Genomic DNA, 16263 nt, shown 5'->3' with positions numbered 1-16263 from the left:
GAAAGGCCCGCCATCACGCACGCCAAAGCGCGCGCCGGCTGCTCGCGACGTCACCGAAATTTCACGGCAATTCCCCTGCAGTTTCACTGCGCTTCACCGCAAGGACCCCAGCAATGACCGGATCCGCCTTTGGTTTACTGCACCCGCTGGACGCAGCCGACGGTCTGGCCGCCGCGTCGCTGCCGGCACCGGCGCTGACCGTTCGCGACGCCGTCTACGACCTGATGCGCCGCGTCGGCATGACGTCGGTTTTCGCCAACCCCGGATCCACCGAACTGCCCATGTTTCGCGGCTTTCCGGACGACTTCCGCTATGTGCTCGGCTTGCAGGAAGCCAGCGTGGTGGGCATGGCGGACGGCTATGCGCAAGCCACGCGCAACGCCTCGTTGGTCAACCTGCATTCCGCGGCGGGCGTCGGCAACGCCATGGGCAACCTCTTCACGGCCTTCAAGAACCGCACGCCCATGGTGGTGGTGGCCGGCCAGCAGGCGCGTGGCATTTTGCCTTTCGATCCCTTTCTGTCATCAAGCCACGCGGCCGATATGCCCAGGCCTTACGTCAAATGGAGCACCGAACCGGCGCGTGCCCAAGACGTGCCCTTGGCCATCGCGCGCGCCTATTACTTGGCGATGATGCCGCCGCGCGGCCCGGTGCTGGTCTCGGTGCCGGTTGATGATTGGGATGCGCCTTCGCCGCCGCTCGCCCGCCGCTGCGTCAGCACCGCGCTACGCCCGCAACCCGAAGCCATCGGGCGCATCGGCGCCTTGCTGGACGCCTGCCGGCGGCCGGTGTTGGTGGTGGGCGCCGCGGTGGACCGCGATGGCGCCTGGAACGAAATCGTTGCGCTTGCCGAATCGCATGGCGCGCGTGTCTGGGCCGCCCCCATGTCGGGGCGCTGCAGCTTTCCGGAACGCCATCGCCTGTTCGCCGGCTTTCTGCCCGCCGCGCGCGAAGGCATCGTCAGCCGGCTGGCGGGGCATGACCTGATCCTGGTCGTGGGAGCCCCGGCGTTCACCTATCACGTTGACGGCTCCGGGCCGCACGTGCCGGACGGCGCCGAGCTCTGCCTCTTGACGGATGATCCGGACACCCCCCCCTGGGCGCCCGCGGGCCGGGCGGCGGTAGGCAGCATCAAGCTTTGCCTGCAAGACTTGCTGACGCGGCCGGCGCCCTGCATGCGCCCCTTGCCGGCGCGGCGCGAGACCTGCGCCCCGGTCCAGGCATCGTCGCCGATGTCCGTCGCGTTCGTGCTGCAAACCCTGGCCAGCCTGCGCGACCCCGCCGACATCGTGGTGGAAGAAGCCCCCAGCGCGCGGCCGGTCATGCAGGACTATCTGCCCCACGTGCGCAGCGAAACCTTCTACACCATGGACAGCGGCGGGCTGGGATATGGCATGCCGGCTGCCGTGGGCGTGGCGCTGGGCAAGCCCGGCCGGCGTGTCATCGGCCTGATTGGCGACGGTTCCAGCTTGTATTCGATCCAGGCGCTATGGAGCGCCAGCCAGCACAAGCTGCCCATCACCTTCGTCATCTTGAATAACCGCCGCTACGCCGCCCTGCAAGATTTCGCGCCGGCATTCGGCTTTGGTCCGCACGACAAGGTCATGGGTACCGATCTGCCCGGCATCGATTTCGTGGCGCTGGCGACGGGGCTCGGATGCCCCGGCGTGCGCGTATCCGACCCTACCCGCCTGGGCGCGGTGCTGACCGAGGCCTTGACCAGCGGCGGCCCCAACCTGGTTGAAGTGCGGGTGGCCTGAGCGCACGGTGCGACGCATTCCAAAGGAGGCAACATCATGCACGTATCTCCCATGCAGGTATCGCTGCTGATCAACGGAGAACCGCTGGGCGCACGCGACGGCGCCACGTTCGAACGACGCAATCCGCTGGATGGAAGCGTTGCGTCAGTGGCGCCCGCCGCCAGCGTGCAGGATGCCTTGGCCGCGGTGGATGCGGCAGCGGCGGCCTTCACTGCGTGGTCGGCGACCGGCCCCGAAGCACGCCGCGCGCTGCTGATCCAGGCGTCGCGGGCGTTGCAGGACAAAGCCCCGTTGTTTGCCGAGGCCATGGCGGCCGAGACCGGCGCGTCGGCCGGCTGGGCGACGTTCAATGTGCGGCTGGCCTCGGGCATGCTGCTTGAGGCCGCCGCCATGGCCACACAGATCAACGGCGACGTCATTCCCTCCGACGTGCCGGGCAATACGGCGACGGCCCTTCGGCAGCCTGCCGGCGTGGTGCTGGGCATTGCACCCTGGAACGCCGCAGTTGTGCTGGCCGTGCGCGCCATCGCCACGCCGCTGGCTTGCGGCAATACCGTGGTGCTCAAGGGCAGCGGCATGTGCCCGGCCACGCATGGACTCATCATTCGCACCCTGCAAGAGGCCGGCTTACCCCCGGGCGTTGTCAACTTCATTACGAACGCACCCGCCGAGGCGGCCACCGTCGTCGAAGCCATGGTGGCGCATCGGGCCGTGCGCCGGGTCAGCTTCACGGGGTCTACGCAAGTCGGCAGGCGTATTGCCGCCGCCTGCGCCAACCACTTGAAGCCGGTCGTGCTTGGGCTAAGCGGCAAGACGCCGTTCGTGGTGCTGGACGACGCCGACCTGGACGCCGCCACGCGCGCGGCGGTGTTTGGCGCCTACGCCAATGCCGGGCAAAGCTGCACGGCCACCGAACGCATCATCGTGGATCAAGCCGTGGCGGACGACTTCGTATCCCTGCTGGCCGAGCGCACGGCAGCGCTGTCGGTGAACGATTCCCACCAGGAGCCGGCCGTGCTGCGGGCGGTTGCCGACATGAGCATCGTGGAACGCTGCAACGCCCTGATTGACGACGCGCTGGCGCAAGGCGGCCGTCTGGTCACGGGCGGCAAGGCCGACGGCGTGCTGATGCCCGCCACCTTGATCGACCACGTCACGCCCAGCATGCGGCTTTACCGCGAAGAGGCGTTCGGGCCGGTCATGGGCATTGTGCGCGTGAGCGGCGTGGACGAAGCCGTGGCCTGCGCCAACGACAACGACTACGGCTTGGCCGCGGCGGTGTTCGGCCGCGACGTCGGGCGGGCTATCGCCGTGGCGGGCCGCATTGAATCCGGCGTCTGCCATGTCAATGGCCCCACGGTTCACGATGAGGCACAGATGCCGTTTGGCGGCATCAAGGACAGCGGCATTGGCCGTTTCGGGGGCAAGGCCGGTGTCGACGCCTTTACCGACCTGCGCTGGATCACGGTGCAGACCACCGCGCGCGACGACCCGTTCTGACGTTATGACGCCAGACAGCTTTCAAGAGTAGAGGCGGACCATGCGCACTCAGGTAGCAATCATAGGGGCCGGCCCGGCTGGGCTGATGTTGTCGCACTTGCTGTACTTGCAGGGCATTGAATCCGTGGTACTGGAACGCCGCAGCCGCGACGCCATCTGCGCCACCATCCGCGCGGGTGTGCTGGAGCAGGGCACGGTGGACCTGATGTCCGATGCGGGCCTGGGCGGCCGGATGCGCCGCGAAGGCTTCCGGCACGAAGGGACCGTGCTGCGCGTGGGCGGCGTGGACCGGCGCATTGATTTTGTTGAGTTGACCGGCGGGCGCGCGGTGATGGTCTATGCGCAGCACGAAGTCATCAAGGACTTGGTGGACGCGCGGCTGGCCTCGGGCGGGGACCTGCGCTTTGAGGTGGCCAACGTCAGCCTGCATGACCTGGCATCGTCGCGACCCTTCGTGCGCTATGGCGGCCACAGCAGCAAGCTTCAAACCGTGCAGGCGGATTTCATCGTTGGCTGCGACGGCACGCATGGCGTCAGCCGCGCCGCCATCGCCCCGCAGGCGCTGCAAACGGTTGAACACCGCTACCCCTACGGATGGCTGGGCATGTTGTGCAAGGCCCCGCCGTCATCCGACGAACTGATCTACGCCTTGGGCGACGACGGCTTCGCACTGGTCAGCACGCGGTCGCTGCAGGTACAGCGCATGTATCTGCAATGCGACCCCCGCGATCAACCCGAAGATTGGTCCGATGACCGCATCTGGTCCACGTTGCGCGCCCGGTTGGCCACCCGCGATGGATGGCAGCCGAAAGAGGGCGTCATCTTTGACAAGACCGTCATCGGCATGCGCAGCAGTGTTACTGAACCGATGCGGCACGGCCGGCTGTTTCTGGCGGGCGACGCGGCGCACGTGGTGCCGCCCACGGGGGCCAAGGGCCTGAATCTGGCGATGTCCGATGTGCGCTTGCTGTCGCGTGCCTTGATCCGGTTCTATCGACAACACCGCGAAGACCTGCTTGACGCCTATAGCGCCACGGCCTTGCGCCGCGTCTGGCGGGCGCAGCGGTTTTCATGGTGGATGACGTCGTTGCTGCACCGCGCGCCGGGCGCTGATGCCTTTGAACGCAAGCTGCAAGACGCCGAACTTGATTACCTGACCCGTTCGCGCGCGGCGTGCACCGCGCTGGCGGAGAACTATGTGGGGCTGCCCGTCGGGCCGCTCTGGGATTGAAGCGCGAAAGATTACGGAGCTGAATGACATGACCTGGATTTCACCGAACAACGCGGCGTCTACATCGGCACCGACATCGGCACCCGCGGCGGTGCCCTTGCGTGGCAGTGCCGACGTAGGCGCCTTGCTGGACGATGGCCCCTTCACGAGCATGCAGAAATGGGTGGTGATGCTGGCCGCCTTGTCGATCGTGATGGACGGCTTTGACGGTCAACTGATTGGCTTTGCCATTCCGATGATGATCCAGGAATGGGGCATCACGCGCGAAGCGTTCGCGCCGGCGGTCGCATCCGGCTTGATCGGAATGGGTATCGGCAGCGCTTGCGCAGGCCTCTTCGCCGACCGCTACGGACGCCGCATGGCGGTGATTGTCAGCGTATTCGTATTCGGTACCGCCACTTGCGCGATTGGGCTGGCCCCGGACGCGCTGACCGTGGCCGTGCTGCGCTTTGTCGCCGGGCTGGGCATCGGCGGTGCGCTACCCAGTTCCACCACCATGACCGCTGAATTCACCCCGGCGCGCCGACGCACGCTGGCGGTAACCGCCACCATCGTGTGCGTGCCGCTGGGCGGCATGTTGGCGGGGTTCTTCTCGGGCCATGTATTGCCGCTGTATGGCTGGCGCGCGTCGTTCTTCATCGGCGGCGCCTTGGCCATCGTGCTGGGCTTTGCGTTGATGGCCGCACTGCCGGAATCACCGCGTTTCCTGGCGCGCCGACCCGAGCGCTGGAACGAACTGAGCAAGCTGCTGGGCCGCATGGGGCGTCCCATGCCGGAAGGCGTGCGCTACACGGACGCGGTCGAGCAGGCCATTGAAAAGCAGCCGTCAAAGCAGCAGGGCGGTGTGCGGGCCTTGTTCACGAGCACCTATCGCTTTGACACCATTGCCATCTGGGTGGCGTTCTTCATGTGCCTGACGGCGGTGTACAGCGCATTCAGTTGGTTGCCTACGATGCTCAGCTCGGAAGGTTTGCCACTGTCGGTGGCGGGGTCGGGGCTGACCGCCTACAACCTGGGTGGCGTGATCGGCGCCTTGGTGTGCGCGGTCGCCATGACGCGCTGGGGCTCGCGCGTGCCGCTTGCCATCTGCTGCGTGGGCGCGCTGGGTAGCGCCTTCCTGATGTTGTTGGTGGATGTGCGGCAGAGTTCATCGCTGCTGGTGTTCGGGTTTGGCGTGCATGGGCTGTTCGTCAACGCCGTGCAGTCCACCATGTATGCGCTGTGCGCCTATGTGTATTCCACTGGCGTGCGCGCCACCGGCACGGCGGGGGCGCTGGCCTTCGGTCGCCTGGGCGCCATTCTCAGCGCGTTTGTGGGCGCCTCGGTCATCACACTGTGGGGCGCGCAGGGCTACCTGACGATGTTGGGCACGGTCATGGTGTTTGCCTTGATTGCCTTGCTGTCCGTGCGCCGCCATTTTCCCGGCCAGCGCATGGCAGCACCGGTGGGCGGCGTTGCCGCGGCGGGAGTCTCACGATGAAGATCGCCATGCTGGGCGCGGGCGCCATGGGGTGCCTGTTTGGGGGCTTGCTAAGTGAAAGTGGCCAGGACGTCACCTTGCTGGATGTGAATGACGCGCACCTGGACGCCATACGCGCCCAGGGCCTGCGGCTGGAAACCGATCGCGGAGATCGGCGCATTCATGGTCTGACAGTGCTGCGGCCCGAGCACTACCGCGACGTGCCCGACCTGCTCATCCTGTTCACCAAAAGCCTGCACACCGATGCCGCCCTGCGCAGCGTGGCGGCGCTGTTGCACGCGGCGCCCGCTGACGCACCGCTGCGGGTGCTGACCTTGCAGAATGGGCTGGGCAACCTGGAGGCCGCGTCGCGTCACGTGGACCCGGCGCGCTTGCTGGTTGGCATGACGACGTGGCCGGCCGATCTGGCTGGCCTCGCGCATGTCAGGTCGCACGGCGCGGGCAAGATCCGCCTGTTGCCGGCAAACGGTGAAGCGGATGCCCAGGCGCGGCGCATTGCCGGCGCGTTGGACTCGGCGGGCTTGCAATGCGAAGTCGATGCCAATGTCTGGGCGGCAATCTGGGAAAAGGTGGCGTTCAACGCGGCGTTGAACGGCTTGTGCGCCGTCACCGGTTGCGCGGTGGGGCAGTTGGCCCACGCCAGTGATGGCCCGGCGCTGGCGCGGGCGGTGGTGGCGGAAGTGATCGCCGTGGCGCGCGCGGCAGGCATCGACGCCGACGAGGCCGCCTGCCAGGCCAGCGTCGCGTACGCCATCGCCCATCATCGCGCGCACCAGCCGTCGATGTTGCAGGACGTCTTGGCCAAGCGTCCTACCGAGATCGAAGCGATCAATGGCGAAGTGGTGTCGCGTGCGCGGCAGGCCGGTGTGGCGGTGCCGAACACCACCATGTTGCTGGGCCTGGTCCGCTTGATTCAGGCGCGTCAATTGGATTCCCGCTGAAAAGGTCACAACCATGGAAAGTTCTCTGGATGCCGTTACGGCTTTGTCCCCACGTGATTGGCAAAGCCACCCGCCATACCGCTGCGACGGCTACCAATCGACTGCCTGGCGCGGCCCCGTGCTGCCCTTGGTGCCGCTGGCGGCGGCGCTGGGCGAAATGCGCCAGCCTGTGTACGGCCACGATTGCGTCGGCAAGCGCGACCACGACCTCACGCGCAACGCGCGCCGCAACGGGGAACCCATCGGCGAACGCATGGTGCTGGCCGGGCGCGTGCTGGATGACCAGGGCAGGCCCGTGCCGCACACGTTGATTGAAATCTGGCAGGCCAACGCGGCGGGCCGCTATGTGCACAAGACGGATCGGCACAACGCGCCGCTGGATCCCAACTTTCTGGGCGCGGGCCGCTGCCTGACGGACGCCGAGGGGCGCTACCGATTCGTGACCATCAAGCCCGGCGCCTATCCCTGGGGCAACCACCCCAATGCATGGCGGCCCCAGCATATTCATCTGTCGCTGTTCGGCCGTCACTTCGCCAGCCGTCTCGTCACCCAGATGTACTTTCCGGGCGACCCGCTGCTTGCCTATGACCCCATCTACCTGGGCACCCCCGCCGAAGCGCGTAGCCGGCTGGTGGCGGATTTCAGCCTGGACCTGACGCAAGCGGGCATTGCGCTGGGCTACCAGTTTGACATCGTGCTGCGCGGGGCAGCCCAGACGCCTCTTGAACATCGCTAAAAGGAAAGGCGACATGATGCAGGGACAGCAAGACAACTTTGGGCAGACGCCGTCGCAAACGGTGGGTCCGTATTTCGCCTATGGCCTGACGGCGGTGCAATACGGCTACGATTTTGACCAGCCGTTTGATACCGCGCTGGCCAGCGACGATGCGCGCGGTATGCGCATCCGCTTGCAAGGCCGCGTGCTGGACGGCGAGGGCGTCCCCATCCCGGACGCGCTGGTCGAGATCTCGCAGGCAGATGGGCAGGGCCGGTATCCGCGCAACGTATACGAGGCATCGTCCATGGGCTTTCTAGGGTTTGGACGCTGTGGCACCGGTACGGACCCGGGCAGCCGCTATACGTTCGATACGGTCAAGCCCGGGCCGCAAGCCGAAGGCGAAGCGCCGCACATCGACATGATCCTCAGCATGCGCGGGCTATTGCTCCACGTGTTCACGCGCGTGTACTTCGACGATGAGAGCGACGCGAATGCGCAAGATGCGGTGTTGAATTCCGTGCCCGCGGCAAGGCGCCACTCGCTTGTGGCTCGCCGGGACGTGCGCGGCGGCAACGTGATCTACCGCTTTGACGTACACATGCAGGGGCCGTACGAAACCGTGTTCTTTGATCTGTAGCGGCCCTATACGTACGCCGGGGGCCGCGTGCTGGCACGGGGCGCCCGGAATTTCTGGCCGATGCTTCTGGACGATGCTTCAGGCCTGCGTTTCAGCCCAATATTTCAGCCCACTACTTCAGGCCGTGGTGTCGCCCGCCGCTTCGGGCTGGTACAGAATTTCTTCAATGCTGGCGGAGTGTTCGGTCTGGTTGGGCGCGGTCCAGGTAACGCGCTGGCCCGTGCGGGAACCAATCAGGCTCAAGCCCAGTGGCGACATCACCGACACCTGGCCCTGGGCCAGGTTGGCGTCGGCCGGATAGCACAGCGTGACTACCATTTCATCGCCCTTGTCGGTCAGCAAGCGCACGCGCGAACGCATCGTGATGATGTCCGGGGTGACTTCTTCGATGGCGATGATGGGCGCCGAATCCAGCAGTTCTTGCGCCGCGTCGACCGCATCGCGCGGCAAGGTGGCGGCGGTGGCGGGGCGCGTGATCATGCCCAGCAGGCGGGCGTGGTCCAGGGCGGTAATCAGTTTGTCTTGCGGCACGGCGTTCATGTCGGTTCTTCTTGGACGAAAGGCCTCGCTAGGCGTAGGCCTTGCGGGCTGCGCGGGACGAGGCAATGGAGGAGATGACAGCGCTTTGGGAAGAGAATATTCAAGCGGTGCCGCGACGAAGCGTACGGTGCGAATCGTGTCGGGGTGCGCCACCTTGGTGGCTGATGACCGGCTGTGAAGCCGGTTATGGACCCGAAGCGTGCCCTATGGGGCTGATTCAAGCGTCGAAGCGTGCAGGTTTTGCGCGTTTGGCGCCCAATCTGCTGTCGGCAATAGGCGAGTATATAGAACAAAGCCGGGTCGTAGTGTCGGAATATTCCGAAAAAGGGGCGAAATTGCTTCGCCCCTTGCTTTTCGCCGCTTGGTTTCGCCGCTTAGTTGTAGCCGCTTGGCAATCAGCCTTTGATGAACGCCAGCAGGTCCGGGTTGATGATGTCGCCGTGCGTCGTCAGCATGCCGTGCGGAAAGCCCTCGTACACCTTCAGGGTGCCGTTCTTCAGCAGTTTTATTGCCAGGCGCGAGGCATCGTCAATCGGCACGATCTGGTCGTCGTCGCCGTGCATGAGCAGGGTGGGCACGGTGATGGCCTTCAGGTCTTCGGTCTGGTCGGTTTCCGAAAAGGCCTTGATGCCCTGGTAATGCGCCAGGGCGCCGCCCGCCATGCCTTGGCGCCACCAGTTGTCGATCACGCCTTGCGACACCTTCGCGCCCGAGCGGTTGAAGCCGTAGAAGGGGCCGGCGGCCACGTCCACGTAGAACTGCGCGCGGTTGGCGGCCAGCGCCTCGCGGAAACCGTCGAACACTTCGATGGGCAGGCCACCCGGGTTGGCCTCGGTCTTGACCATCAGCGGCGGCACGGCGCTGACCAGCACGGCCTTGGCGACGCGGCCCTGCGGTTGGCCGAACTTGGCCACGTAGCGCGCCACTTCGCCGCCACCGGTGGAGTGGCCGATGTGGACGGCGTTACGCAAGTCCAGGTGTTCGGCCACGGCTGAGGCGTCGGCGGCGTAGTGGTCCATGTCGTGGCCTTCGCTGACCTGGCTGGAGCGGCCGTGGCCACGGCGATCGTGCGCGATGACGCGAAAGCCCTTGTTGACGAAGTACAGCATCTGGGCGTCCCAGTCGTCGCTGGACAGGGGCCAGCCGTGGTGGAACATCAGGGGCTGGGCCGATTTAGGACCCCAGTCCTTGAAGAAAATCTGCACGCCGTCAGAGGTGGTGATGGTGCTCATGAGTGTCGACTCCGGGTAGGTGCCACAGGTGGGGCGGCGCCGGAACAGGCGCGGACTCGGGCAAGCCCCGGCGCCGCCAAACCCTGAGCGTAGCGCCGCCGGGGCACCCGCGCTTGTACGTTATCAAGCAGCTTTGAACAAAATCATCTTGGGGTCGGATAGGGCGGCGGATCAGGCCGGAACGGGCCGGATGAGCCGGACTAGGCCGGATGGGGCGGAGTCATCGAGACCGATCCGTCCCTTGGCGCATCGCCAGGAAGTGCTCCATCACGCCCTCAAGTGCAAATTCGGCACTAGCCTGGCGAATGCGGTTGCGGTCTCCGGAGAATCGCCGGGTGGCGGTGTAGACCACGGGCCTGGCATCGGCCTTGCCGGTCTTGAACACCCAGGCGTAGCACTGCGTGCCGCTGGGAATGCGGTCGTCCGTGGCATCCGTGACGCCGGTGTTCGCCACGGCGACGTTGGCCGGGCTTTTGCGCGCCGCCCCCAAGGCCATGTCGCGCGCGACCGCCTCGCTGGTGAGGTTGTGCGAGGCCAGGGTCGATTGGGGCACGCCCAGGCAGCGCTGCTTGGCTTCCACCGAATACACCACGAAGGCGCAATCCAGCAGTTGGCCCGCGCCCGGGATATCGGCCAGGGTGGCCGCGATCAGGCCCGCCGTGCATGACTCGGCGGTCACCAGGGTCAGATCGTTTTCGTGCATGAATGCGGCAACTCGTTCGATAGCGTTCATTGCTGGGCTCCTGCGGGGACGTCAGGAAAGGAGCAACTGGCGTGCCTGCCGGCCACGTGGGCACGCCAGTTGCTCCGCGTGCCGTATCCGCGGTATTTCCTCACAAACCAGGAGCTTGCGATGAGCACCCCTTCGAAAAAGCAGCAAGATCATTCTTCCCCAGAGCGTGGCTCGGGCCAACCCGATCAATCACCCGCCGAAAACCCCGACCGCCGCGCGCCGGGGCAGGAGCGCGACCAGAATGGGCGCTGGCCGCCGGATGCGCTGCCCAACCCGATGCCCGGCGTGGATCCTCAGCAAACCCCCGGCATTGATCGTCTGGGCGATGCGAACGCAGCCGACCAGGAATGGCTGCGCAGCACGCGCGGTCTGTAAGGTTCAAGCCCCGGCGGGCGCGGCGGCGTCCCCGGTTTGATCCTTGTCGGCCGCGGCCTCCCGCCGAAAATGCAGGATCTGCTCGGGCAGCGCCAGCGAAATTCCCGCCGCCTGCAAGGCGCGCATGATGCCCAGGTTGATGGCCTGCTGGATATCCATGTAGTGGTTGTAGTCGGCCGTCAGCACGTAATAAACCGCTTCGAACTCCAGCGCGCCTTCGCCGAACCGGGCCAGATGCGCCCGGTCGAAGCGCGTGTCGGCCTGGCTTTCGATCTGAGCGCGGATAATTCCCGGCACCGCCGCCACCTGCTCGACATCGGTGTGGTACGTCACCCGCACCGAAAAAACGATGCGCCGTTGTTGCATGCGTTTGTAGTTTTGGATGGTCTGCTTGAGCAGCTCGGTGTTCGAGCAGACAATCTGTTCGCCGCCCAGGCTGCGAATGCGCGTGGTCTTCAAGCCCACGTGCTCAATGCTGCCGGCGACCTGCCCGAACACAATGAAGTCCCCCGCCTCGAAGGGCTTGTCCAGCCCGATGGATATCGAGGCGAACAGGTCGCTAAGAATGGTCTGCACGGCCAGCGCGACCGCCACGCCGCCGATCCCCAGGCTGGCGACCAGCGCGGTGATGTTCACGCCCAGGTTGTCCAGCATGGCCAAAAGGGCTATGACCCACACCAGGGCGCGCAGCAGGAAGCTGAGCAAGGTGGCCGTCACCGTGCCCCGCGCCGGCATCGCGCGGCTTAAACCCACGTCCACGGCGCGGTCCAGCCACAGCGCCAGTTGCAGGGCGATCAGCACGAACCAGAGATGCTGCGCGCCGCCTTCGCTCCAGGGGAAGGGCGCGCCCGCCACATCGATGCCGATCAGCAAAGAGAATATGGCCAGCAGGATCCAGCTGGTGCGCTGCATGACCCGGAGGGTGGACGCCGCCCAGGTCTGGCCGGGCATGTCGGCCCGCCGTTCCAGGCGCGTGCGCACCAAGCGGAAGGCCACCATCAGCAAGAGAAAAACAGCCGCGGCCACCGCTGCGGCAATCAGCCATAGCGCAATGGGGTGGTCCGACAGCGCGCGCATCTGCGCAATCCAGTAACTCAACATACCGCCTCCGCAGGGTTGGACTGGGGGCGGGCAGCAAATGTTGTGCCGAGTGGGCTATACCGGGTTGGGTATACCGGGTTGAACGCTGCTATGCGCCGAATTTGGAGCAGAGCATGCCGATAAGCCTGTCCTGATTGAATGGCTTTTCACAACGCGGAAATTCGCGGTAAGCCGCTTCCAGCGCCTCCACGCCGAAGCCCGTCAACAGTACGACGTGTACTCCTTGCGAGGACAGCATGTCGATCAGCGGGTACGACAGCGCACCGTGCAGGTTGATATCCACCACCGCGCAGTTGAACTCGCCGGCATGGTTGCTGGCAAAGCGCGTTGCTTCGTCCAGCCATCCGATCACGCCCACGATGTTGGCGCCTGCTTCACGCAGCGCCTCGGCCAGTGTTTCGGCAATGACGTATTCGTCTTCGATGATCAATAATCGACACGAAGACAGAGGCAGAGATTCAGCCATCTTGGTCCCTCGTATTCAGTGCCGCGTTGGTATTGAATGATCCGCGTAGCGGCACTTCGATGCGGCAACGAAGGCCGTCCGGCTGGAAGTCCATGGTGGTGCGTGCTTGCAGGGTGAAACCCAGGGCCTGTTCGATCAGTTCGCGTCCATACCCCCTGCGGTCTGTGTCCGGGGGCGTGGGCAGGCCGGATTCCCGCCAGTCGATGACCAGCGTTTTCTCGTCGTCCTGCGTCTGCGTGTGCCAGTGCACGGCAAGTTCGCCGCCCGCGTGCTTCAAGGCGCCATGCTTGACGGCGTTGGTGCCTAGTTCATGCAACGCCAAGGCAAGCGACTGGCTGCATTCCGCGCTGATGAAGGTGGGTTCGCCTTGCACCGAGACATGCTGCCCGTGTCCCACTGCGTCCAATTCGCGGCGTACGATTTCCGCGAAATCGATGGCCTCGGGCGAAACGTCGCTTAACAAACCCTGCACTCGGCTCAGCGCCGACAGCCGGCTGTTCAGGCGATCAAACGGTTCGCCACGGCCCAGCGTGCGAAACGCAATGCTCTGCACCAGCGCCAGCAAATTGCGGGTGCGATGCTGAAGTTCGGCGATCAGGATGCGGTGCCGTTTTTCAGCCTGCGTGATCTGCGTGATGTCGATGAAGGTGACCACGACGCCATCCACGCGGTTGTTGGAATCGCGGTAGGGCGCAAGGCGCAGCAGATACTGCTTGGCATCGCCACTGGCGTCGATGCGGCGCTCAATGATGGTCTGCGCGCGGAACACCTCTTGGATGTCTTGCGCGAACGAGGGCAGCGGCACCCGGCTGGCCAGGTCAGTGATGGGGCGGCCGCGGTCGCTGGGTAAGATCCGGAAGACTTCACAGACCGGTGGCGTGAAGCTGCGGATGACCAGGTTGCCGTCCAGGAACAGCGTCGCGAAGGCGGTGCTATCAAACAGGTTGTGCAGGTCGCTGTTGCTGCGATCAAGCTCATCCACCTTGCCTTGCAGTTCCGCATTCACGGTGTGCAGCTCTTCGTTGAGCGACACCAGTTCTTCCTTGGATGCTTCCAGTTCTTCGTTGGACGACTGCAACTCTTCGTTCACCGACACCAGTTCTTCATTCGACGACTTCAATTCCTCGAGCGCGGTTTCGTACTCTTCGATGGTCGATTGCAGGCGGTCGCGAGTTTCGCGCAGTTCGCTTTCGATCTGCTCGGCCATGCCCGACTGTTTGGCATGCAGATAGGTGTTTGCTTCTTCCCGGCTCACCGGCGGGCCGTCATCGGTGAACAGCACCAGGTACAGGGGCTCGCCTTCGCGGTTGTCGAGCAGCGGGTCGACCGTCAGGCGCAGCAGTTGAACGCGCCCGTCGTCGCCCTCTATCGCTACGTTGCGGCGCGTGGCGGACGCACCGCTGGCCATGGCGTCGCTGAGCAAGGCTCGCAGGTCCAGGCGCAGGTCTTTGCGGGCCAGCGCCAGGATCTGCCGCGTGGGCACGCCCGCGGCCGCTTCCAGGTACTTGCCGGTACGGCCGGAGTAATACACCACGTCGCCGTCCTTGTTGACGAGCACGTGCGGCGGCGCATGCTGTCCCAGCACTTGCGAGTCGATGGATTGGCGCAGGCCGGCTGAGCTTGGCGGCACACGGCGTTGCAGCAAGTCCTGGGCGTTCGGGATGCCGGTGGAGGGCAAACTGAAATGGGGGCGAGGCCGAACGCCGATGTCGCTGCGGCGCTGGAAGATGCGATGCTTTTTATCGACGGAGCCGAACATGTCGGAGAACTGCGTGGTGTTTTCCGACATGCCCAGGAACAGATAGCCGCCACTGCGCAGCGCATAGTGGAACGTCGGGATCACCTGCTTTTGAATGTTGCCGCCGAAATAGATCAGCAGGTTGCGGCAGGACACCAGGTCTATGCGGGAAAAGGGCGGATCGCGCAGCACGTTGTGCGGCGAAAAAATGCAGAGTTCCCGCACCTGCTTGCTGACGATATAGCTTTCGCCGTCGGCGATGAAGAAGCGGTCGCGCCGTTCGGGCGTCACGCTATCGAGCAATGCGGCGGGATAGCGCGCGGCCCGCGCGACGCTGAGCGCGCGTTCGTCGATATCGGTGGCGAACAACTGCACGCGCGGCGGCAGGTCCATCTTGTCCATCTGCTCGCGCAGCAGAATCGCCAGCGAATAGACCTCTTCGCCGGTGGCGCAGCCAGGCACCCACACCCTGACCGTATCTGCCACGCCACGGCCTTCAAGCAACTGCGGGATGACTTGCTGCGAAAGGGCCTCGAAGGCATCGGGATCGCGAAAGAAATCCGTCACGCTGATCAGCAGATCGCGGAACAGGGCGCCCGCTTCCTGCGGCGTCTGGCGCAGGAATTCAAGATAGCCCTCCAGCGTTTTGGACTGGTTCACCTTCATGCGGCGATGCACGCGGCGCATGAAGGTCTTGCTTTTATAGCCGCTGAAATCGTGGCCGGTCCGGGTCAGCAGCAGTTCGTAGATTTCCGACTTGATGTTTTCCATTTCGGGCGCTACGGCGCCGCTGTCTTCATCCTCGGCCATGGGGCCGAAGGGCAGGTCGAAGTCGGTATCAAGCTGGCGCAGGCGCGCGCCCATCTCTTCGGCGGGCAGGGGAAAGTCGATGATGCCCGCACTGATGGCGCTGCCCGACATCTCTTCATAGGCGGGCCCGTTTCCATTGGATGTCTGCGCCATGGTGATACCACCGTACTCCTTGATGGCTTTCAGCCCCAGGGTGCCATCGGAGTCGCTGCCGGACAGCACAACGCCCACGGCGCGTGCGCCGTAATCCTTGGCAAGCGAGGTAAAGAACCGATCGATCGGCCGCCGTCCCTTGCGGGCGCCGGCCGTGGCTGCAACCTTGATCCGGCCCTGGCTGAGCGAAATATCGGCATCCGCGGCCAGCACGTAGATCTGGTTGTTCTCGACCAGCATGTCGTCTTGCGCGCTGTGTACCGGCAGCGCCGTGTGGCGCCCGATGATGTCCGGCATATGGCTGGTACGCCCGCTTCCCAAATGAGTCACGACGATGAAGCTCATGTTCGGAGAAGGCGGAATGCCGGCAAAAAAATGCTCCAGCGCTTCAACGCCTCCGGCGGAGGCGCCGATTCCTACGACAAACGCGGTGCTGGCTGGGGACATGTTTATCCGAATTGGTGGAAAGCCGTGATGATATTCGACGACCTTAGCATGCTGAAACGCGCTGTGTCCCTGACGGAAAAATCTACATACTTGTGTGGCGCTGTAGCCATGAATGGTGCTGTCCGCGCTCGCTATACCGGACTATTTCCAGGAATGCCGCTTGCTGCTTGCCAAGGTCCAAACCGTTAAAGGGAGCATTGCGATGAAACCCAAAGACACCAAACCCAACCCTTCGTCCGACGACACGCCCCGCGAGGCGCAAGCCAGCCACGGCGACACGCAGAACCGGACCAAGAAAGAAGGGCACGTCACGCAGATCGGCACGGGCCAAGACCAGCAGAGCCAACGTAATCGGGGTGCGGGTTCGCGCAGCAAACCATGACAGCGGGGGCGGGGCGACG

At 64.9% G+C, this 16263-nt stretch carries 15 protein-coding genes; 9 read left to right on the top strand and 6 right to left on the bottom strand.

All coding sequences use genetic code 11. The features are described from left to right. Nucleotides 1-113 precede the first annotated feature (113 nt). From mdlC to pcaG, 7 genes are read left to right on the top strand one after another with little or no spacing between them, the layout of a single operon-like run. Nucleotides 114-1760, top strand: a complete 1647-nt coding sequence (mdlC, locus tag ACE04A_RS04485) for a benzoylformate decarboxylase (protein WP_485819890.1) — start codon at nt 114-116, stop codon at nt 1758-1760. Nucleotides 1761-1796: 36 nt separating this feature from the next. Beyond that, nucleotides 1797-3260, top strand: a complete 1464-nt coding sequence (locus tag ACE04A_RS04480) for an aldehyde dehydrogenase family protein (RefSeq protein ID WP_448717603.1) — start codon at nt 1797-1799, stop codon at nt 3258-3260. A 40-nt stretch (nt 3261-3300) separates the two neighbouring features. After that, nucleotides 3301-4491 (top strand): 4-hydroxybenzoate 3-monooxygenase, encoded by a 1191-nt coding sequence (locus ACE04A_RS04475; protein ID WP_448717602.1) that lies wholly within the window; start codon nt 3301-3303, stop codon nt 4489-4491. A 28-nt stretch (nt 4492-4519) separates the two neighbouring features. Then, entirely contained in the window at nt 4520-5971 is a 1452-nt protein-coding gene (locus ACE04A_RS04470) for an MFS transporter (protein ID WP_485819889.1), read from the top strand. Then, nucleotides 5968-6912, top strand: coding sequence for a ketopantoate reductase family protein (locus tag ACE04A_RS04465; protein WP_279997447.1), 945 nt, complete (start codon nt 5968-5970; stop codon nt 6910-6912). Before ACE04A_RS04470 ends, ACE04A_RS04465 begins: the two co-directional genes overlap by 4 nt. 25 nt (nt 6913-6937) lie before the next feature. Then, complete coding sequence (pcaH, locus tag ACE04A_RS04460; protein WP_279997467.1) at nt 6938-7648, top strand: protocatechuate 3,4-dioxygenase subunit beta; 711 nt, start codon at nt 6938-6940, stop codon at nt 7646-7648. Nucleotides 7649-7661: 13 nt separating this feature from the next. Continuing rightward, a complete protein-coding gene (gene pcaG, locus ACE04A_RS04455) occupies nt 7662-8267 on the top strand; it encodes a protocatechuate 3,4-dioxygenase subunit alpha (protein ID WP_259245681.1) in 606 nt (201 codons plus the stop codon). A gap of 117 nt (nt 8268-8384) precedes the next feature. On the opposite strand, the gene ACE04A_RS04450 is transcribed toward pcaG, so the two are convergent. The 3 genes from ACE04A_RS04450 to ACE04A_RS04440 form a co-directional block, all read right to left on the bottom strand. Next, entirely contained in the window at nt 8385-8807 is a 423-nt protein-coding gene (locus tag ACE04A_RS04450; protein ID WP_259245682.1) for a GreA/GreB family elongation factor, read from the bottom strand. A 395-nt stretch (nt 8808-9202) separates the two neighbouring features. Next, nucleotides 9203-10039 carry an alpha/beta fold hydrolase gene (locus ACE04A_RS04445; protein ID WP_259245683.1) on the bottom strand — a complete coding sequence of 279 codons (837 nt, stop codon included), beginning with the start codon at nt 10037-10039 and terminating at the stop codon, nt 9203-9205. Nucleotides 10040-10259: 220 nt separating this feature from the next. Next, nucleotides 10260-10772 carry a CinA family protein gene (locus ACE04A_RS04440; protein ID WP_279997449.1) on the bottom strand — a complete coding sequence of 171 codons (513 nt, stop codon included), beginning with the start codon at nt 10770-10772 and terminating at the stop codon, nt 10260-10262. A 120-nt stretch (nt 10773-10892) separates the two neighbouring features. Between ACE04A_RS04440 and ACE04A_RS04435 the strand changes: the two genes are divergently transcribed. After that, nucleotides 10893-11147: a hypothetical protein gene (locus ACE04A_RS04435; RefSeq protein ID WP_279997450.1), complete on the top strand. Its 255-nt coding sequence runs from the start codon at nt 10893-10895 to the stop codon at nt 11145-11147. A gap of 3 nt (nt 11148-11150) precedes the next feature. Here ACE04A_RS04435 and ACE04A_RS04430 read toward each other — a convergent pair whose 3' ends face one another. From ACE04A_RS04430 to ACE04A_RS04420, 3 genes are all read right to left on the bottom strand, one after another. Further along, on the bottom strand, nt 11151-12248 hold the full coding sequence (locus tag ACE04A_RS04430) for a mechanosensitive ion channel family protein (RefSeq protein ID WP_279997451.1): 1098 nt from the start codon (nt 12246-12248) through the stop codon (nt 11151-11153). 88 nt (nt 12249-12336) lie between these two features. Then, the gene (locus tag ACE04A_RS04425) at nt 12337-12714 is read right to left on the bottom strand and encodes a response regulator (RefSeq protein WP_279997452.1); all 378 of its coding nucleotides are present in this window, start codon (nt 12712-12714) and stop codon (nt 12337-12339) included. Then, complete coding sequence (locus ACE04A_RS04420; RefSeq protein WP_448717596.1) at nt 12707-15862, bottom strand: CheR family methyltransferase; 3156 nt, start codon at nt 15860-15862, stop codon at nt 12707-12709. The genes ACE04A_RS04425 and ACE04A_RS04420 overlap by 8 nt, the downstream gene beginning before the upstream one ends. A gap of 112 nt (nt 15863-15974) precedes the next feature. On the opposite strand from ACE04A_RS04420, the gene ACE04A_RS04415 reads away from it, so the two are divergent. Further along, nucleotides 15975-16244 (top strand): hypothetical protein, encoded by a 270-nt coding sequence (locus ACE04A_RS04415; RefSeq protein ID WP_448717595.1) that lies wholly within the window; start codon nt 15975-15977, stop codon nt 16242-16244. Nucleotides 16245-16263: the final 19 nt, after the last annotated feature.

It is taken from the genome of Achromobacter colocynthidis, assembly GCF_057334535.1.
Note: the sequence above shows the minus strand (reverse complement) of the source record. Positions and strands in the feature narration are given on the sequence as shown.